Origin of the sequence: Phaeocystidibacter luteus (assembly GCF_008933115.1) — a bacterium.
Lineage (GTDB): Bacteria > Bacteroidota > Bacteroidia > Flavobacteriales > Schleiferiaceae > Phaeocystidibacter > Phaeocystidibacter luteus.
Genome location: NZ_WBVO01000001.1, coordinates 471,291 through 487,591, shown reverse-complemented (window position 1 = coordinate 487,591; position 16,301 = coordinate 471,291). Strand labels below are relative to the sequence as shown.

The following is a 16,301-nucleotide window of genomic DNA, read 5'->3' as shown; positions in this document are numbered from 1 at the left end:
TATGGCTGATAACTTGAAAGACTTTGCGAAAGGCAGTCTATTCTCTGTATTACTAGGAACCAACGGTACTGGAAAAAGCACGGTACTGCGCAAGATATTGGACGCGCACCAGGGTAGGGCACTCGTTATTCCCGCGAACCAGCACGAAAAAACCTTTAGCGATTTACCGCTAATCACACTGGATCAAGTGGCCACGTTCGAAGGAAAAGCTAAATACATGTGCTACAAACGTGAAGACTTTGATGAGCTCGTACCACACTTGTCAAACATGCTATTGATATCAGACGATTTTAGAAACTGGCTTTCTGGGTATAGTCCGACGGATAGGGTTCGGAAGTTCTTTATTGATCGTCGGCACATCAATGTAGACATATATTTTGCGGCTCACGGGTTCAGTCAAGTGCCTGTGGAAATATTCACTTGGATTGATGTCTTCTTTCTATTTCGGACCAGAGACTCAATCAAAAGAGGTAAGGATCGGTTGATGAACCCTGAAGCACTTATTAAGATTCAGGAAGAGGTGAATCGAGAAGCCCGAAACAACCCATTTCACTACGAAATCATTAAAAACCAGTAGATATGTTGGAATTAAACGCACGCACCCTGCATTTGGAGCATTCGGAATGCTTGATTCACAAAACAAAGGACGGGGAGAAGTTCTACCAGTTCAAAAAGAAGTTTGTCATCAAGGCAGCTTCGCAGCACAACAAGAAGGAAATGACCATGCACGGTCAGGCGCTAGATATTCTCCATGCCAAGAAGATTGACGGCAAGAACCACTATCGCGTTGTCAGACGACATGAGTGGGAGGCAATGGCTGAAGAAATCCGCAAGGAAATGGATAAGACCAAGGCTGATGACGCGAAAGGTGAGAACCAATAGACCCTGCGCAAGGGTTGAAGTGAGTTAGAGCGTAGTTTTTCAAGTTAGGTTAGTTGGTTTGAAGCCCGGGTATGACTCACGCCCGGGCTTTTTCATTAGATGACTTAATCAATGATTGAAGTTGCTTTTTTGAAAGTAGACCTGTGACCGTTGAGTTTGTTGATTACGATGGACGTCGAATCGGAAAGTTGAAACATGAAAAGATATTCATGTGATTCACCTAGATAGTACAAATCACCACCAGATTCAATACTGAAATTCTCACTTTCATAAGTATAGTACTTTGAGTGTACTTGCTCTTCAAAAATCTTGATTAGCTCATTCGTCCTATTTGAGTGAACAATACTGAAGGCTGAAAAAAGCATCATTACAGCAACCACGAATCCATATTTGCGGGTGTAGTCAATTTGGTCGTTGTTAAAGAACAGCGTCATCAATAGCCCGAATGAAATGAATAAATGAAGAACTATTCCCCAAGTATCTTTTTGTTGTAGTGTTCCTTGCAGATAAATGAAGAAAGAGCCCGCTGCGAAAACTACCAAAAAGAATATCCACATGCCATTCAACCATATTCTCGCACCCTGTGACAGCTCTTTTTTCTTACTGTGGTCATTTTCATCATCAGCCTTTGATTTACTAGTTCGAACGTTGAAGAGAAACACTACCGTAATAATGGTGAATAACAGAGCCATTATAAAGATCCCCAAAAGATCGAGCATTGGAAGCAAATATTCAATTGGGGTGAGATAATGATGTATCTCGATATTGAAGTAGGAATAGTAGTAATTCATTTGGGCATGTGATATAGCCACCAGAAACACATACGTCAAGGGAATTAAGGACTGTAATGAGGGTATTCTTGATTTTGGCTTCTTTTTTGACATCCGAATTGTGGTTAGTGAACCCAAAATTATCACTTTTTGCATCCACATCAGCAACTAATCTAAGTTATTGATAATCAGCGCATGATTGATGAGATAGTGTTTCCTCAGTCTCAAAACGATACTTCTGGGTTTGATTTGCTATGCTGAAGATCTCATTTCTATACACTTGTCGCCCTGATTCGCGCAACATATTGCAATTCAAGTCAATACAGTCGCAATTTTGAGACTCAATATCGCAATGAACGATGTCTCATAAATAACGAAGATTATGACCAAGGTGGCAAGAAACGGCGGAGCCGTGAAACCAATGCAGGTACGAGAGATTATTATGCCTGCCAATCGTGCCCAGGCTATGGAAAGCCTCGTGCATGCACCAGAGGTACGCACCGCTCCAGGTGAAATTCCGCAGCTTGGTGGGGTGGGCACATCGGCGGTTTCTACCCCGATGCAAAACCCTTTTGTATCGACCCTGCGCTTTACGCTGGATAACTCCGCGACAGGTGCGACAACTGCATACATGATTGGTGACCCTCTCGGTATGGTTGCGGCCATTCTAGGAGGTGCATACACTGATCCTGACGGAACGAGTGCCCCGTCTTACACGGCATTCCAGCGCTCAATTGAATTGAGCCCAATCATCACCAAAGGTTTTAACTACACTGTGAGCACCGGAACGAGTGCCCAGTTTAGCGAAGACTTTAAGTACGGTCGCGCTGACATCGGTGGAGGATTTAGTTTGAATCCGATTTACCCTGAGACCGCTCAGCGTAACACGCAGCAAAACGACAAACTTCTGACGTTCAATCAGCCGTTCAAGTTTGATAAGAGCTCTGGGCTCCTTATCAATGTTGCGGCGAACACTACGGTTGTTCTGACCTTCTTTGTAGGGTCTGAATTGAATGTGATTTAATCGCATACGTCGATCTCCTGAAGCAAAAGGCCCGCCTGAGTCATTGGGCGGGCCTTTTTTACTAAAAAGAAGTTTCCATGTCACAAGCAACTGCAAATAAACTCAGCACTGAACCGCTTTACCTTCTCAAGGTGATTGTATACAACAATCCCGCGAAGATTCAGGCGGCTATGCTCGGGCTCGGCTTGACAGGGGCGAGTTTAGACCCATCTTCTCTCCTCGACTTAGTTTTAGAAGTCGGCCCATCACTTTCCGATGGGGATTGGAATTCAATGTTTGACTTTGGTCCCGATCCGCTTGGATGGGAAGGAGCCGAAATCTTGGACTCCTTCAATATTGTGTACGGGGAAGAGCTTTCAAAGGACCATTCAGTAGAGCCCGTATGGAGCGATGTGTTTAGCGAAGAGCTTGGTTTAGTGATCGACACGTTTAGGGATTTCAATAGCCCTGAATTAGACGAAGAGGGTGAAGAGGACGATGACGACGCAACACATTCAAACGGCGCTAAGAAGCCGTGCGGTTGTGGAAAGAAGAAAGGGCCAGATTGGTTTGTAATTCTCACCTCTCTGGCAGTGGTGGTTTTGGCTTGTGTACTGATTAAAAACTGGAAATAGTGGACGAAAAGGTAAAAGATACTGAAGGCGTTGACTGGGATCAAATCCTACGCTATGGAGGCCAAGTGTTGGGAGGGGTGTTTGGAACGAACAACTCTCAGCAGCAAATGCCTACCCCACAGCGTAACCAACGCAACTATACCGGACTCATCTTCGGTGGGTTGGCAATTGTGACGGTAGTCATTGTCGCCGTGGTGCTATTAAAGCGCAAGTAAGATGGGATTAATTGAGACCATCACAGCTGGCTTAGGTCTTGGTAACCAGGTTTTGGGAAACAAGACTTCCGGGTACACTCCGATGTGGGGCACTCGCGACAGAGATAACGCTATGCTTTGGACGGTCCTCATTGTACTGATGTTATCAGCGCTCTTAGTAGCTCTGATCTTTATTCGAAAGAAGTAATGTCTAATTGCGGTCGATATAAAAAGCGTTGCGATAACATGAAATCTGGATGGTTCCAGGCTTCATGCCATACATGGGCGGGCGGTGTTACTGCACAGTGTCAGGAATGCTACCAACAGGCTCGAGCACAACAGGATTTGTGCGAACGGCAGAGCTACGAAGACGATCGCTTTGACACTCAGCAGGGAGTGTTGCTGAATAGTTTTGAGAAGTATGGAGCATGGGTAGGGGGCGCAATAGTCGGGCTTCTGATTCTGTGGTGGATTTTGAAAGATTAAGCATGAATAAGCTGAACAAATTTTTGATCGTCCTTCTGATCGTCGGTGTACTAGCCGGCGCGTACTTCATCTACAAACGAGTGAATGAAACTCGTGTAGAAAAGCAGAAGCGCATTTTCATGCGTGAATTGAACGCCTGGGCGAGTAAGATCTACAAAGCTCGAAGGAATTTGATTCCAGGGTGGGAAGGTTGGTATATCGAAGATCCACGCGATCGAGTAGGGCATACCAGAGAACGTGCAAAGAATGAGGCATTCTATCAAATGACTCAACACAATATTGATTTAGTCCCAGATGGGTATGTGATTTACATCAACCCTGAAACGGACTTGTATGAATTAATCGAAGAGTAACCATAATACACAGTGTATCATGAAAATGTCAGGAAAAGTCTTCTTGTTTTTGTTTGGAGCCCTATTCCTCGCAATTGTAACCGGGTCAATGACCTACGCTTACGTTGCGCCAAAGGTGAAGGCTCGTAGAGCTAGAGCTGCCAACCCTGAAGAGGAACCAGCTACGACTGCCTAAATCAGGAAGCTATGAACCAAAAGCTTGTACAAACAATCGTCATTAGTCTATTGGTGGGGATTGTCTCAACGCTTCTGGTCGAGTGGATAAAAATGCACTGGTTTAAAAAGAACCAGGCAGATGTTTAACCCTTGAGAATTGAACCCATGAAAAAGTGGTTGATTATCGGTCTCGTACTAGCTGCTGTTATTGGCATCGGAGTGTACGTGGCACGATCAAAAAAAAAAGACAAGAAGTAGCCGGAATAAGAACGGGCTCAAGCTCGACATTCCCCTTTCGCTACGGTCACTCACCAGCGCCGGTAGTCAAAGAGCTCCAAGGAAAGCTCAACGCGCTGGCGTTAGCGCGAATGGACTTTATGAATATTCTGGCAGTGGATGGGGTGTTCGGTCCTCTCACGGACAAGGCCCTGGCTCCTCTGGGCATTTTGCCGAATGGTGAGTTAACCCGGTCAGAGTACGACCGTGTAATGTCATTGTAAATGGAAAACGGAATTTTCGGAAGCGATGGAATACGTCACCATGTGACGGTAGATCAGCTCTCTCTAGTAGCACTAGGGGTAGCTGTTTTTGTCGGTGTAATGATCGGCACTATTGCAGGTGTTGCCATTGCAAGTAAGTTCAAGTAAGCTCTGATGAAGTTTGATATCACAGATTTAAAAGAGAGAGCGCGTCGCGCTTTCGACTGGATCTCCTTCTCACCCGAAAAGAGAGGGGATCGTTTCATTTCTGATTATCAAAGCATCTTAGAGGATCGTATCAAGGCACTACAAGAAGCCGGTGCTTCAGATGCTGAACTTGAGACCTTCTACAAGCGATATCGCTCGAAGGTGCAAGACGTAATAAGCGCGAAATCGCGCACGGCCAGCCCAATGATTACCGGTCCAGCTAAATTTCCAACCGATCGAAATAATAAGGCTTTGGATGTGGAAATGAAGCGACACAACGAGCTTCATGACTTCATAGATAAAGCCCTCTCTAGGTTCCAGAAAGGGAAGCGCAAAAGAGAAGGGTATTACCTGCCAGATGCCGAGCTAAAACGACTCGAATCTGACCTGGCCGAGCGCAAAGAGGCTCACAAGTTAATGAAGGAAGTCAACGCTGTCCTTCGTTCAAAGAAGGATGTGAAAAAGCGTCTTCTCGATCTTGGTTTGAAAGATCAGCTTATTGATAGCCTTATGAACCCAGAAAGAGGGAATCGCCGAGGCTACCAGCAATTCGAGTTGAGCAACAACCTTGCGAATATTAAGCGAATAGAGGGAAGGGTTAAACTTCTCAAGAAGAAACAAGCCGCCGCCAAATCTGAGGGCGGCAATTCTGTTTCATTCGATGGTGGTGAAGTGATTCTAAACTTTGCTGATGATCGAGTACAGATTCGCTTTGATGAGATTCCTTCAGCTGATGAAAGAAAGAAGCTCAAATCAAACGGTTTTAGGTGGAGTCCGAAGAACAAGGTTTGGCAGCGTAAGCTCACTAGAGCTTCAATTCATGGAACGAATTCAGCCCTTTCTGAAACGGACCTTTCTTCCAAAACCTTGAATGAACTCTATTTTGAGTTGCTTCACGGAAAATCTGATACGAAACCTACAGAGCCTAAACCAGAGCCAGCTAAAGAGCCCAAGAAAGAAGAGGGTGTTGGCGATCAGCTTGAGTTATTCGTGGACGGAACTCGAGAAGAGGTGAAGGAAGTTCAAAAGGAAATTGAGCAACATTTTACGCTAACCCCAAAACAGGTTCTTGAATATGGACATCGTTTGAACAAACTACGAAAGCCAAACAGTCAAATAATGGATGCTCTGGCCGTCAATAAGAAACGGTTACCACTAACCGCTGAAGGGTTGTTTCGGTGGGCTCAAAACCCTGGACGGTATGACATCCCTGGTGTAGATGCTCCAGCATCGACGAAGCCAAACGTTACACCTCGCGTAGACAAGAAGCTCATGGAAAAAGCAAATAACACTGCCGGGTCATTCTGGCAAAGAATCTGGAACGGATGAAAGCAATAGGTACAGCTGCACAAGGCGTAGTCACTAAAGTGGGTGGATGGTTGAAGAACCCTTCAATTATCACGCTCATCATTGTATTTGTGATTATCTATTTCATCTACAAAGCTGGAAAGAACAAGGGGGAAATGGCAGCTAATGAACCTTCATTCTGGGACAAACTTTGGGGAAATGACGAAGAAAGCCAGGTTGAAGTTCCGATTTACACAACTGGAGGAGGCTCTTCGTCTGGAGGAGGCGGCAGCTGGTCACCAAAACCACTTACAGATAGCATTCACGTTGCTTATGAAGAGCATTGGAATCTATGGGGTAATGGAGATCGGATAAACGAGTTGTGGGGTCGATTTAACACTTTAAGTGATTCGCGCAGGGTCATGGTTGTAAACGACTGGAATCAGCGCTACATGAATACTGATCGTGCAGGGTGGGGTACAGGAGATTATGGCACGCTCAAACAGACTATTGAGAGATATGCAGATGACCTCGTACCTCAAGCTGAAATTGCACTAACCTGGATGACCGGTGCGGGCATTCAATAATACCTAAAGAATGAGTGGCTACGTAGTACAGAATGCAAAAATCATTTCCTTCCAGCAAACTGGTGCATCTGCACCGCCTTCCGAGCCAATTTCAAACGTGCGAAGGGGACAGGTCTACGCTACTGGAGGTGCAAATGCGGCTATCCAAATTAACGGCGTAACAATCCCATTACCTCAAGAGGTTCTGTGGCCTATTGAGTCGGACAGCTCATACCTAGAAGTTACCGAGGTTGACCCTGGAGGTGGTACAATCTACTTGATGTTCATTGATTAAACCCAAATGGAATGACTACTGCGGAACTGTTACAGAAAATTTTTATCGGTTACAAGAAGACGTATACCGATCCGCGTGAGTTTTGGGATGTGCTCAAAGAACTCGCTTCAGGAACCGGAAATGGTTCTTTGGTTGTTGTGTCTGACATCGCATCGATGCAGGGTTATGGTGTTGGTACAGATCAAAATGCAAATACACTAATCGTCGGCAATTTTGATGCTACGGGCGGCGTATTCTATTATACTACAGATGTTCTAGTTCCCGATGGTGAAAATATCTATGAAGCAACAGGTAGAGGCTCTGGTTACTGGGTTCGGGCAGTACGGTCAGGGACTGGTAATTTGCTGACGAAAGAACCTATCACGACAGATGCAAAAGGGGTGTATGATAGTGAAGACTCACTGTCTGCCTTGGCGCTCGCGACAGATCACATAGGTGTATCAGGGCCAATTGCGTCTTGGGTTGAAGACGGCTCTTTTAATGCGAGCTACGATACTTCCTTATTCTCATCACTTCTCGCGCTTGGCTTTCTTTCAAACGCAACAGGACAAAGCGCCAACAACATTGGTCATTTCGGGAACGCACTCGGCGACAACTCTTTCACATTCGGAAGCTCTTCCAGAGCAACCGGACAATATGGTTTTGCATTCCAACAAGCTGACGTAACTGGAAACAACTCAACAGGCTTCCAAAGTTCCGATGTGACGGGAGAATATGCATTTGGTATCGGTCGAACTGCTCTTGCTCATGTCGATGGATCAGTCGGGTATGGATATGGACTTGCTGCAAGCGACGCGAACGTGAATAAACCCACCGTAGGACGTTGTATGCTTATCTACAATACGCCTGATGCTACTCCGATTCCTTTAAGTGAGGGGGTTGGCTTATCGCCTTTGATTCTAAGGGATAACAGTGTTTGGGAATTCCAAATCCATGTAGGTGCGGTCCAAGTAGGAACGTCGAACATGGCAAAATGGAATCTTCGCGGTTGTGTAAAGCGCGATGTCGGTGCGGCAACCGTGGCAATTGTTGGAGTGACCGACAAAGATGTGTTGTTCAATAACCTTAGCACTGCGGATGTGAATTTAGTAGCAGATGTGGTACGCGGATGTTTGAATGTAGAAGCTACGGGGCTGGCCGCTACGAGTATTCGATGGACAGCTGAAATTGTATGGAGTGAAACCCTGAAAGTATAGTTATGGCCACTACACAAATCATAAGAGCACTCAGATCGGAGCTGACAGCACTTAACAAGGTGTATCCTATCGGTACATCAATCGTAGAGACAGATTATGCCTTAGCTAAGATTGCGGACGGGGTAACGGCGTACAACGCATTGCCATACGAGGGTAGTGGTGGAGCTGGTGGGAACCTTGAAACAGCTGCGGCCATCACATCTGCACTTCAAAGGGTGCAAGATGCAGACACAGCTGCTAACTCTGCACTTCTACTTTCAACAATATATTCTGGTGAACAATATGGCCAGTTTGCCGCTGCTGGTGACACTTACGTAGTACGGACGAACTTGATTAAGTCCATTGCTGGAGGTGCATCTTTTACAAACGAAGAAATCTTTATCGGCGGAGTGGCCGATTTCAATATTCAAGTACCGGACGGCATGACGTGTTTTTATGAAGTGCGTTTACGAGCTGAGCTGTCAACAGGTGTAGGGCCGGAAATAACAGTTCGAGATAGCATTATTGAGGGCGCCATGAGTGTCACCTCTGGTGGTGCAAATACGGGCGCTTACTCTTCAGAGCGGAACCTTGTTGACACTACAACGGGGCTGACGTTCAACGTGTCGGCTGATGCGGTCACCAATCCGAATGAAATTCTACTTCGTGCATCTTTCGGGAGTGCGTTTAACAGCTGCCGAATTTTTGGATGGGTGCAACTCATGTTTAATCCTTACATCGATGCCTAAGAAGTACAAATACTTCTCCGAGAATGATTTCGCGAAAAGCAAGATCATTTTAGTTCCTTGTTCAATCAAGGACATGCGTCCTTCAACGCTTGAGCGATTAGATGAAGCACGCGAATACGCCGGGATTCCTTTCAAAGTTACATGTGGAGCTCGATCGTTGGAACACGAACTAAGTAAAGGCAGGGATGGAACAACATCACACCTGGTAGATCACGACAAAGAAATACTGTGTAAGGCGGTTGATTTAAAACTGTCGAATTCGAGCAAAAGAATGATTGCCCTTCGTGCTCTTTTGCGTGCAGGGTTCTCTCGTATAGGTGTGTACTCATGGGGGCTACACGTTGACGATGATGAAAACAAACCTCAAAATGTAATGTGGTATGGAGGCTATTAGATTTAACCTGAAAGACGGAAAAGCATTTACTGATCCATTCGGTGTATCTCATGCTGATGCGGTAATGGTTCCAGGGCATATCATTAACAACCTTGCGGCCAAACGGCTAGAGGTTGTTTTTGTAATCTATGCCAACCCCGCTTCGGTATATGTGAATCAACCATTGGCCATAGGCTTCAAGGTTGAAATCAATAAGGACGGCCGACCGAACCATACAGACGAGAAGGGCAACATCATAGAACATGGTATTCCTTCGTACAGCGAAGCGCTTCAGATGTTTGACATCACGGATGATGGCATCGTTGTTCAGACGCAAGAAGCCGTTGAATGGCTCGTAAATGCGAGTTACGTTCACAAAAAACCGCTAACGGAATTCTGGGAAGTAGCGTAGCTATGAGTTGCACTAGGACGCCTTTATATCAGCCTTCAATTACACCTGTGAGTGATCGAGAATACGTTCTTGACACTACCTACGTAACGACCTTCGATTACTTGGGGGATGGGAACTTGTGTAGGTTGACGATTGATCCTGGTTTTCGTTATGATGGTGCCAGTGTTCCAAGGCTTCTATGGAGTATCAGTGGAATTCGCCCAGACGGACTGAATCGAGCGGCATCCCTGGTACATGATTACATCTATGTGAATAAAGGACACATTCACTTTAAGCAAGTGGAGCTTTGCTGGCATGGTGAATGGTGCAGCGGCCAGAACATTCAGATTTCAAGATCTAGATGCGATCGAATCTTTTTAGAGCAGCTCAAGGAGGCTGGCGTTAAGTGGGTTCCTCGGAATCTTGCGTACACCGCAGTTCGTGCTGCGGGTTGGTTTTTGTGGATGCAAAAGAAGCGGAAATGAATCAGTTGGAGAAAGGAAGTGCAGCTATGGGCGTTTTTCAAAACGTTCTAGGAACTATTATAGCTGCAGCAGCCGTTGGGATTTTCGTGTTTCAATCAAGAACAGATTCGAACATAGCTGTTGTTAAGTCCGAACTTGAAACCATTCATAGTGACATAGAAGAAATAAAAAGAGGTGTAGTAACTACCGAGCTCTTTGAATCGAAGTCAGAGGAATGGAATAGGCGTTTGGCTACTATTGAAAAGAGATTACAAAGCGAAGGTTAGTAGGTAGGTTTGTGTTCATGTCGGCGTCAATTAGGTAACTAGTTGACGCTTTTTAGATTAATTAAATGAAAAAGCCCGCCGATTGGCGGGCTTCAATATTATGCGGCAACCAATCCAGATTGCTTGATTTCTATTAAATGCTGATCAAGCTCTTTTTCAGCTTCCTCAATCTCTTTGATTTTCTTAAACATTAAGCCTACGTCTCGCAGTTGAGCAAATGTTCCCGGGTGCTTTTGCTTAACCTTCTTACTCAATTTATAGCCAGTAGTTCTATTCAAACTATGTAGAAGGTGGTAAAACACAGTAGCCTGCAATTTTACGCTTCTAGGGCAATAACGCTCGAGCTGCCTATAAGCCCCCCTCATAGCTTGTATCATTCTAACGTAGTCAATCATGAGCTCAGGTGGTAGCTGATTCCTCAAGTTGTTATCAGGATCTTTGCTCGGGCCATGTAAAAGAGCCTTAGACATCGATAGAGAAATCTGTTTGTAGTTGGAAGGATTTCGCATCATGACTGTTTGAACACGATAAAAGCGCTTAACCCAATCCTCTCTCGGGTCAATTCTGCCATTCGCAATCATCATCGACAAAATGTGCCTTGCTTCACCAAATGTCGATTTGGTACGAATCTCTCGACTTCGAATACTAACATATCGATATCGTCTGATCTGCAAGTAGACTAACGGGATCATTCCTATGATAAAGAGCATCATGCCCATCATCACGATAGTGTAAGTTGGTTCCATTTTGGGTTTTCAATGAGAGGTTCAATTTTCACTTCCAGAATTGCCACCATTTTTTTGAATTAACTCGCTCTTCATGTGGAGTAGGGTTCAATAAATAGTCAACTTCTTCTTCGGACATTCCGAGACTTATGTAATGCAGTTTTCGCAACTTCAGAGCCTCGTCAGCGATTCTATCTCGCTGGGCGCGCATATCTTCATAAGCTTTGTCTTGCTTAGACTTAGTAAGTCTGCTAAGCGAGTAATAGCTTAATAAAATTATCACAACAAAACTCAGCACGATATAAGCGGTGGTTTTCACACCAAATGCATCGGACAACAGTTTTATAATAGGCTGAATCCAATCAAAAGATGAGTCATCAGCCTGGAGTAGTAACGTTCTCAAGATGTCATATGTTTCAATTGACCTTATCTCTAAATAGTTACTCTTGCGCTTACGCAAGGATAAGTAAAAATGGAAGATTAGGCTGTAAAAGTGGAAGAATTCGCACGTGAAACGCACTGAATGCGACAAAAATATACCCGAGAGTATCGTTTATGTGCTTAAATAGGCAAGGATTAGGCCATTACATGGTGATGAAATGGAGGTGATTTATGTGATACCTTTATCATCAACATCACTACTCAACGACTTTCGAATAATGGAACCCACGAATGAATTGGAGTTTTACGGCATTTTGGCGAACATAGCATTGTTTGCAATTGGAATATATGTAGCAGTCTTGGTAAGCAAGACTCAAGCTACAATGCAGAACATTTCTGATCAGAGGAATGCGGAATTTCTGAGGCAACAAAGTGAGTTGGCACATCGGCGGGAATTGATAAACGAGGTGGTAAAGAATGCCTCTAGTCTCCAAATGCAAATCTTGATTCTGCATTTCTTTATCGAGCAAGATGATGCTGAAAAAATAGCTATTCAATGCAAGTTGTTGAACTCCTTAGCTCATGAAATTAATGTGAATCTCGATCTGGTAGAGAGTGTAGTAGGGGCACAGCTCTTAACAAATGTAGACAACCATGGTACCTTAACAGACATTATTGTGTTCACTACGGATTTGATTTATGAAAAGGAGATACGTGATGCAATAAATGATGATTTCATTAAAAGGTTCAATGGTTATTTAGATGAAGTAAAGAAGCGGTTAATGAAAGATGCAGCTCAAGCAGGTAGTGAAGATGCTTCAAATTAAAGAGGGCCGCAAATTGCGGCCCTTCTTGTTTCACTGCTTTTGGAACCTCATGACCTCTTCGGCCAGAAGCATTTGTGAACATCGACGTAAGGCGTCCCGGTAGGGGGCGAGTAGGCGTATCATAGCCTCTTTATCGTCTGATCCCACCTCTTCATTCTTAACTATAGATTCTGTAATCATTTGCCAAAGAACTTCGCTCACTGGCTCGGTTTCAAATGTTTCGCTGGCAATCTCGGATGCTACCGGCTCGAGGATGAATTTCATTCTGGCCGTAGCGACTTCCTCCAGACTTCCTTTCATGGATAGTATCTCTTGAATGCGCTTAATCATGGCACACCCCCTCTCCATGGCCGTTGATTACAGCTCGTTCAAGATTATACTTCAGTGATGAAAGGAGCTCTTCAACCGTTAAGCTCGAGAGCTCAGGTCGGGCAGGACGTACCCCGTTGGTACGCCCGAAGAGTTTAGCCCAAAACTTTGCGGTTAACATATTGCAAACGTTTAGACATGCGAAGCCCCGGTCAGGTGTGTTAACCCAGTCGTAAGACTGAATGCCGTGCATTTCTACACAGCGCACCTTCGGGGCTTCTATCGTAAATAAGTGTAGTCGAGATTTCTCACAACTGGGTTAACGATTCAAATATAGGGAAAATTCAAATCCTAACCGCCGAGACCTGGGGGAAAGGCAAAAAAGAGCCCCGGTGAGGTGCGTCATACCAGTCATAGGACTGCATACCATGCCTTTCAGCACAGCTCACCTTCGGGGCTCTCCTGGTGAAGATAACACCTTGTAATGTATCAACGGTCCACCGGTGACGATCGAGTGCCTTAGACACCCTCATTTCCATTCAGGCATATATAGATTCTATCTATCACTCACTCCCCCCTTCCCCCACAAAAGAAAAGCGGAGTTGGTGTTAATTCGACGAGGGTTGGGACATCTACCCCCCTTTGAAAGAGGGTTGGGACAGGGTTGGGACAGGGTTTTAAGCGCGTAAAAGACTCAAAATGATACTTTTAGGTCTAAAAAATCAGTTTGTCCCAATGTCCCAACCATTTTCAGTCCTTGTTGGGGAATTTGTTTGAGAAATATAGAGGCTAATTATAAACCTTGGCTATATCTGAGCAGTTCAGGAGCTGCATTCTGGTTCTCTTTCGGGGTGTATTTGTCGGTCACGGAGATGTCGTAATGTCCTGCCTGGTCACGAACGACTATGGTAGGCACACCCATTTGCAGCATGTTGGTAATACCGGTGTCTTTGAGGCTGTAGAACTTGTATGCATTGGAGAAGCCCATTTGCTTTCTGAGCTTTACCCAGGTGTCAGATATTTTCTTTGGGCTCAATTGATTGGGGCCCGGCTTGAATCCATTAGCAGAGAATAGGTAGTAGTGGGGGCGAGCTCGTTTTACGTGATCCTCTAAAATCGACACTAGATCCTGTGGAATGGTGGTAACTCGATCGCGTTTGTTCTTCGTGTCTTCAGCAGTCACGAACAGCACTTGTTTATCTAGGTTCAGGTGCTCAACCTTGATTTTGCAGAGTTCGGTTCGCCGTACGAAGGTATAATAGATGGTCATGCAAAGTGCGTGATAGCCTTGGTCTTGCTTGGTTTGGTCAAAAATCTGTTTAAGGATATCGCGGGGAATAACCTTTCGTTGCTTGATGGATTCTGGCAGCTTCGGAATGGAGTCAGCCGGATTGGAAGGCAGGTATCGCTTCTGTACCATATAGGCACATAATCGATGGAAAAATGAGAGGTAATTGTTTCGCGTCCGAGACGAATTACCTCTCTCTTCCATAATGTGTACCAGGAAATTATCAATGACCGTACCTGTGAGGCGAATAGCTGCCTGCGTCATTGACTTCTCACCGTACCACAAACGAAAGTTCTTCAAGTACGATTTATAGGCTCTAATTGTATCTGGCCGAATGGCGTTTTGCTTCTCGAGGCTCAATTTCTCCTTCATGAAATTGGTGAATGCCTGATCAAGGGAAATGAACGTAAGTGAATTGTCATTCCCAATGAACGGATTCCAGCCTGAAGCAAGTTTGATCGTCAAATCTCGGCAGAGGTCCAAAGCCTTTCGTTCTCGCTCTTTCAGGTCCTTAATTCGATTGAATTTGTATCGGACTTCTTTCAATTTTCCCGTCTCAGGGTGTCGAACACGAAACGAAACGTACCAGGTTGAATTTCCTTTGTGGAGTAGGGCCGGTGTAAAATCGACCATAGGTACGAGAGGTGAGAGCTTTTCGGTCATAAGTAAAGAAACTCCGAACTCCCGTAAAATAGTATGGGCTTAGTGCCGTTTTAGTGCCGTTTGGGGTAACAAAAAACCCGAAATCCCAGTGTTTGTAGGGGTTTCGGGTTATTTAGTAGCGAGGACGGGAGTTGAACCCGTGACCTCAGGGTTATGAATCCTGCGCTCTAACCAACTGAGCTACCTCGCCGTGTTTTGAGGGTGCAAATATAATCGGGATTTGAATTGTGACAAGGGGTAAGAGACTTTTTATTCAAGTTTGAAGTGAGCGATAAATTTCTATATTGCGACCCGTCAATTTGACCAACCCAAAGACGCACGATTCCTATGGATGAAAAGATAAAGTTCGAACTCGAGTATCCCGTAAAAGCTTCACCTGCAATGCTATTTCCTTATTTGTCTACACCTAGTGGACTAAGCGAATGGTTCTGCGATGATGTAAACTCTCGAGGCGAGGTATTCACATTCTTCTGGGGCGACTCCGAAGAAGTGGCGAAACTCATCCGAAAAAAGCAAGATCGTTACATCCAATTCCGCTGGATGAATGACGAAGATGAAGGAATGAAAACTTACTTCGAGTTTAGAATCGTGGTCGATGAACTCACCAAGGATACCTCTCTACTCGTTACCGATTACGCTGAAGAGGACGAAGTAGAAGAGAGTAAGCTCCTCTGGCAAAGTCAGATTAGCGACCTCCTCCACACAATCGGTTCATGATGTCTAAGGGCGGGAGAGTCTATATCGGCCTTACCGTTCTCTTCGCATTAGTATGCCAGACCTTTCTCATTCGCCTAGAAAAAGGTAGCATTCACCTTTCAATGGATGCGTGGCACACAAATGTCGACCCTACCTTTTTTAAGTATATCACACACCTCGGCGACGGCCTCGCTTTCGTGGCGGTAGTTCTTATCCTCCTTGCTTTTAGAAGAAGAGGTGCCATGGTTCTTTCGGTCGTAAGTACTGGAGTGGCCGTGTTGCTACTTGTTGGAGTGCTAAAGCAAGTTGTCTTTCCTGGTGTAGATCGACCTTGGGGTTTCTTTGAAGAAGGAGCATTACGAATCATTCCCGATCTCAAACAACACACTCACAACAGTTTCCCAAGCGGACATACCACCGCAGCTTTTGCCCTTTACGGTGTTCTCGCATTTTGGTTTAACCGACGCTGGATTAGTGTACTCCTCTTCTTGCTCGCCTTAACGGTAGGGTACAGCAGAATCTTCCTAAACCAACACTTCTTGATTGATGTGTTCGTGGGCTCCATGCTCGGAACGGCAATCGCATGGGTCAACTACTGGTTGTTCAGTAAAATGACCCACCCTCGTATGAGAGACCGGCTTTTTTAGGCAAAAAAAAACG

At 45.0% G+C, this 16,301-nt stretch carries 27 protein-coding genes and 1 tRNA gene; 22 read left to right on the top strand and 6 right to left on the bottom strand.

The window, feature by feature from the left end:
* Position 1 precedes the first annotated feature (1 nt).
* Together F8C67_RS02180 and F8C67_RS02175 are read left to right on the top strand one after the other, a co-directional pair.
* Positions 2–577: a hypothetical protein gene (locus tag F8C67_RS02180; protein ID WP_151666147.1), complete on the top strand. Its 576-nt coding sequence runs from the start codon at positions 2–4 to the stop codon at positions 575–577.
* 2 nt (positions 578–579) lie between these two features.
* Complete coding sequence (locus F8C67_RS02175; protein ID WP_151666146.1) at positions 580–882, top strand: hypothetical protein; 303 nt, start codon at positions 580–582, stop codon at positions 880–882.
* 104 nt (positions 883–986) lie between these two features.
* On the opposite strand, the gene F8C67_RS02170 is transcribed toward F8C67_RS02175, so the two are convergent.
* The gene (locus F8C67_RS02170) at positions 987–1,673 is read right to left on the bottom strand and encodes a hypothetical protein (RefSeq protein ID WP_151666145.1); all 687 of its coding nucleotides are present in this window, start codon (positions 1,671–1,673) and stop codon (positions 987–989) included.
* Positions 1,674–2,034: 361 nt separating this feature from the next.
* Here F8C67_RS02170 and F8C67_RS02165 point away from each other — a divergent pair, with 361 nt between their 5' ends.
* From F8C67_RS02165 to F8C67_RS02095, 17 genes are all read left to right on the top strand, one after another.
* Positions 2,035–2,676: a hypothetical protein gene (locus F8C67_RS02165; protein ID WP_151666144.1), complete on the top strand. Its 642-nt coding sequence runs from the start codon at positions 2,035–2,037 to the stop codon at positions 2,674–2,676.
* A 77-nt stretch (positions 2,677–2,753) separates the two neighbouring features.
* Positions 2,754–3,290 carry a hypothetical protein gene (locus F8C67_RS02160; RefSeq protein WP_151666143.1) on the top strand — a complete coding sequence of 179 codons (537 nt, stop codon included), beginning with the start codon at positions 2,754–2,756 and terminating at the stop codon, positions 3,288–3,290.
* Complete coding sequence (locus F8C67_RS02155; protein WP_151666142.1) at positions 3,290–3,505, top strand: hypothetical protein; 216 nt, start codon at positions 3,290–3,292, stop codon at positions 3,503–3,505. Before F8C67_RS02160 ends, F8C67_RS02155 begins: the two co-directional genes overlap by 1 nt.
* Position 3,506: 1 nt before the next feature.
* Complete coding sequence (locus F8C67_RS02150; RefSeq protein WP_151666141.1) at positions 3,507–3,692, top strand: hypothetical protein; 186 nt, start codon at positions 3,507–3,509, stop codon at positions 3,690–3,692.
* Between the two features lie 38 nt (positions 3,693–3,730).
* Positions 3,731–3,970, top strand: a complete 240-nt coding sequence (locus F8C67_RS02145; protein ID WP_151666140.1) for a hypothetical protein — start codon at positions 3,731–3,733, stop codon at positions 3,968–3,970.
* Between the two features lie 2 nt (positions 3,971–3,972).
* On the top strand, positions 3,973–4,323 hold the full coding sequence (locus tag F8C67_RS02140) for a hypothetical protein (protein WP_151666139.1): 351 nt from the start codon (positions 3,973–3,975) through the stop codon (positions 4,321–4,323).
* Positions 4,324–4,342: 19 nt separating this feature from the next.
* Complete coding sequence (locus tag F8C67_RS14265; protein ID WP_170266321.1) at positions 4,343–4,498, top strand: hypothetical protein; 156 nt, start codon at positions 4,343–4,345, stop codon at positions 4,496–4,498.
* Between the two features lie 481 nt (positions 4,499–4,979).
* Positions 4,980–5,126, top strand: coding sequence for a hypothetical protein (locus F8C67_RS14260; protein ID WP_170266320.1), 147 nt, complete (start codon positions 4,980–4,982; stop codon positions 5,124–5,126).
* A gap of 6 nt (positions 5,127–5,132) precedes the next feature.
* Entirely contained in the window at positions 5,133–6,494 is a 1,362-nt protein-coding gene (locus F8C67_RS02135) for a hypothetical protein (protein WP_151666138.1), read from the top strand.
* A complete protein-coding gene (locus F8C67_RS02130; protein ID WP_151666137.1) occupies positions 6,491–7,039 on the top strand; it encodes a hypothetical protein in 549 nt (182 codons plus the stop codon). Before F8C67_RS02135 ends, F8C67_RS02130 begins: the two co-directional genes overlap by 4 nt.
* 10 nt (positions 7,040–7,049) lie before the next feature.
* Positions 7,050–7,313 (top strand): hypothetical protein, encoded by a 264-nt coding sequence (locus tag F8C67_RS02125; protein ID WP_151666136.1) that lies wholly within the window; start codon positions 7,050–7,052, stop codon positions 7,311–7,313.
* Between the two features lie 11 nt (positions 7,314–7,324).
* Positions 7,325–8,509 carry a hypothetical protein gene (locus F8C67_RS02120; protein WP_151666135.1) on the top strand — a complete coding sequence of 395 codons (1,185 nt, stop codon included), beginning with the start codon at positions 7,325–7,327 and terminating at the stop codon, positions 8,507–8,509.
* 2 nt (positions 8,510–8,511) lie between these two features.
* Positions 8,512–9,237: a hypothetical protein gene (locus tag F8C67_RS02115; RefSeq protein ID WP_151666134.1), complete on the top strand. Its 726-nt coding sequence runs from the start codon at positions 8,512–8,514 to the stop codon at positions 9,235–9,237.
* The gene (locus F8C67_RS02110; RefSeq protein ID WP_151666133.1) at positions 9,230–9,631 is read left to right on the top strand and encodes a hypothetical protein; all 402 of its coding nucleotides are present in this window, start codon (positions 9,230–9,232) and stop codon (positions 9,629–9,631) included. The genes F8C67_RS02115 and F8C67_RS02110 overlap by 8 nt, the downstream gene beginning before the upstream one ends.
* Complete coding sequence (locus tag F8C67_RS02105) at positions 9,618–10,022, top strand: hypothetical protein (RefSeq protein ID WP_151666132.1); 405 nt, start codon at positions 9,618–9,620, stop codon at positions 10,020–10,022. The genes F8C67_RS02110 and F8C67_RS02105 overlap by 14 nt, the downstream gene beginning before the upstream one ends.
* Positions 10,023–10,069: 47 nt before the next feature.
* Positions 10,070–10,486: a DUF1353 domain-containing protein gene (locus F8C67_RS02100; protein ID WP_170266319.1), complete on the top strand. Its 417-nt coding sequence runs from the start codon at positions 10,070–10,072 to the stop codon at positions 10,484–10,486.
* Positions 10,483–10,752 (top strand): hypothetical protein, encoded by a 270-nt coding sequence (locus F8C67_RS02095; RefSeq protein WP_151666130.1) that lies wholly within the window; start codon positions 10,483–10,485, stop codon positions 10,750–10,752. Before F8C67_RS02100 ends, F8C67_RS02095 begins: the two co-directional genes overlap by 4 nt.
* A 98-nt stretch (positions 10,753–10,850) precedes the next feature.
* On the opposite strand, the gene F8C67_RS02090 is transcribed toward F8C67_RS02095, so the two are convergent.
* Positions 10,851–11,498, bottom strand: a complete 648-nt coding sequence (locus tag F8C67_RS02090; RefSeq protein ID WP_151666129.1) for a hypothetical protein — start codon at positions 11,496–11,498, stop codon at positions 10,851–10,853.
* 28 nt (positions 11,499–11,526) lie between these two features.
* Positions 11,527–11,880 carry a hypothetical protein gene (locus F8C67_RS02085; protein WP_151666128.1) on the bottom strand — a complete coding sequence of 118 codons (354 nt, stop codon included), beginning with the start codon at positions 11,878–11,880 and terminating at the stop codon, positions 11,527–11,529.
* Between the two features lie 256 nt (positions 11,881–12,136).
* Here F8C67_RS02085 and F8C67_RS02080 point away from each other — a divergent pair, with 256 nt between their 5' ends.
* A complete protein-coding gene (locus F8C67_RS02080; protein WP_151666127.1) occupies positions 12,137–12,685 on the top strand; it encodes a hypothetical protein in 549 nt (182 codons plus the stop codon).
* Positions 12,686–12,715: 30 nt separating this feature from the next.
* On the opposite strand, the gene F8C67_RS02075 is transcribed toward F8C67_RS02080, so the two are convergent.
* The 3 genes from F8C67_RS02075 to F8C67_RS02065 all read right to left on the bottom strand — a co-directional run bounded on the left by F8C67_RS02075 (position 12,716) and on the right by F8C67_RS02065 (position 15,135).
* A complete protein-coding gene (locus tag F8C67_RS02075) occupies positions 12,716–13,033 on the bottom strand; it encodes a hypothetical protein (RefSeq protein WP_170266318.1) in 318 nt (105 codons plus the stop codon).
* Positions 13,034–13,787: 754 nt separating this feature from the next.
* Entirely contained in the window at positions 13,788–14,945 is a 1,158-nt protein-coding gene (locus F8C67_RS02070; RefSeq protein WP_151666125.1) for a tyrosine-type recombinase/integrase, read from the bottom strand.
* A 116-nt stretch (positions 14,946–15,061) separates the two neighbouring features.
* Positions 15,062–15,135 (bottom strand) — tRNA-Met (locus F8C67_RS02065).
* Positions 15,136–15,272: 137 nt separating this feature from the next.
* Here F8C67_RS02065 and F8C67_RS02060 point away from each other — a divergent pair.
* Both F8C67_RS02060 and F8C67_RS02055 read left to right on the top strand, forming a co-directional pair.
* Entirely contained in the window at positions 15,273–15,662 is a 390-nt protein-coding gene (locus F8C67_RS02060) for an START-like domain-containing protein (protein WP_151666124.1), read from the top strand.
* On the top strand, positions 15,662–16,288 hold the full coding sequence (locus tag F8C67_RS02055; RefSeq protein ID WP_170266317.1) for a phosphatase PAP2 family protein: 627 nt from the start codon (positions 15,662–15,664) through the stop codon (positions 16,286–16,288). Before F8C67_RS02060 ends, F8C67_RS02055 begins: the two co-directional genes overlap by 1 nt.
* Positions 16,289–16,301: the final 13 nt, after the last annotated feature.

Coding starts and splice junctions, on each gene's coding strand:
- F8C67_RS02160 (WP_151666143.1), top strand. CDS start 2,754: ATGTCACAAGCAACTGCAAATAAACTCAGCACTGAACCGCTTTACCTT.
- F8C67_RS02130 (WP_151666137.1), top strand. CDS start 6,491: ATGAAAGCAATAGGTACAGCTGCACAAGGCGTAGTCACTAAAGTGGGT.
- F8C67_RS02175 (WP_151666146.1), top strand. CDS start 580: ATGTTGGAATTAAACGCACGCACCCTGCATTTGGAGCATTCGGAATGC.
- F8C67_RS02145 (WP_151666140.1), top strand. CDS start 3,731: ATGAAATCTGGATGGTTCCAGGCTTCATGCCATACATGGGCGGGCGGT.
- F8C67_RS14265 (WP_170266321.1), top strand. CDS start 4,343: ATGAAAATGTCAGGAAAAGTCTTCTTGTTTTTGTTTGGAGCCCTATTC.
- F8C67_RS02105 (WP_151666132.1), top strand. CDS start 9,618: ATGGAGGCTATTAGATTTAACCTGAAAGACGGAAAAGCATTTACTGAT.
- F8C67_RS02180 (WP_151666147.1), top strand. CDS start 2: ATGGCTGATAACTTGAAAGACTTTGCGAAAGGCAGTCTATTCTCTGTA.
- F8C67_RS02060 (WP_151666124.1), top strand. CDS start 15,273: ATGGATGAAAAGATAAAGTTCGAACTCGAGTATCCCGTAAAAGCTTCA.
- F8C67_RS02140 (WP_151666139.1), top strand. CDS start 3,973: ATGAATAAGCTGAACAAATTTTTGATCGTCCTTCTGATCGTCGGTGTA.
- F8C67_RS02075 (WP_170266318.1), bottom strand. CDS start 13,033: ATGGAGAGGGGGTGTGCCATGATTAAGCGCATTCAAGAGATACTATCC.
- F8C67_RS02070 (WP_151666125.1), bottom strand. CDS start 14,945: ATGACCGAAAAGCTCTCACCTCTCGTACCTATGGTCGATTTTACACCG.
- F8C67_RS02125 (WP_151666136.1), top strand. CDS start 7,050: ATGAGTGGCTACGTAGTACAGAATGCAAAAATCATTTCCTTCCAGCAA.
- F8C67_RS02165 (WP_151666144.1), top strand. CDS start 2,035: ATGACCAAGGTGGCAAGAAACGGCGGAGCCGTGAAACCAATGCAGGTA.
- F8C67_RS02135 (WP_151666138.1), top strand. CDS start 5,133: ATGAAGTTTGATATCACAGATTTAAAAGAGAGAGCGCGTCGCGCTTTC.
- F8C67_RS02170 (WP_151666145.1), bottom strand. CDS start 1,673: ATGAATTACTACTATTCCTACTTCAATATCGAGATACATCATTATCTC.
- F8C67_RS02095 (WP_151666130.1), top strand. CDS start 10,483: ATGAATCAGTTGGAGAAAGGAAGTGCAGCTATGGGCGTTTTTCAAAAC.
- F8C67_RS02090 (WP_151666129.1), bottom strand. CDS start 11,498: ATGGAACCAACTTACACTATCGTGATGATGGGCATGATGCTCTTTATC.
- F8C67_RS02080 (WP_151666127.1), top strand. CDS start 12,137: ATGGAACCCACGAATGAATTGGAGTTTTACGGCATTTTGGCGAACATA.
- F8C67_RS02110 (WP_151666133.1), top strand. CDS start 9,230: ATGCCTAAGAAGTACAAATACTTCTCCGAGAATGATTTCGCGAAAAGC.
- F8C67_RS02150 (WP_151666141.1), top strand. CDS start 3,507: ATGGGATTAATTGAGACCATCACAGCTGGCTTAGGTCTTGGTAACCAG.
- F8C67_RS14260 (WP_170266320.1), top strand. CDS start 4,980: ATGGAAAACGGAATTTTCGGAAGCGATGGAATACGTCACCATGTGACG.
- F8C67_RS02055 (WP_170266317.1), top strand. CDS start 15,662: ATGTCTAAGGGCGGGAGAGTCTATATCGGCCTTACCGTTCTCTTCGCA.
- F8C67_RS02115 (WP_151666134.1), top strand. CDS start 8,512: ATGGCCACTACACAAATCATAAGAGCACTCAGATCGGAGCTGACAGCA.
- F8C67_RS02120 (WP_151666135.1), top strand. CDS start 7,325: ATGACTACTGCGGAACTGTTACAGAAAATTTTTATCGGTTACAAGAAG.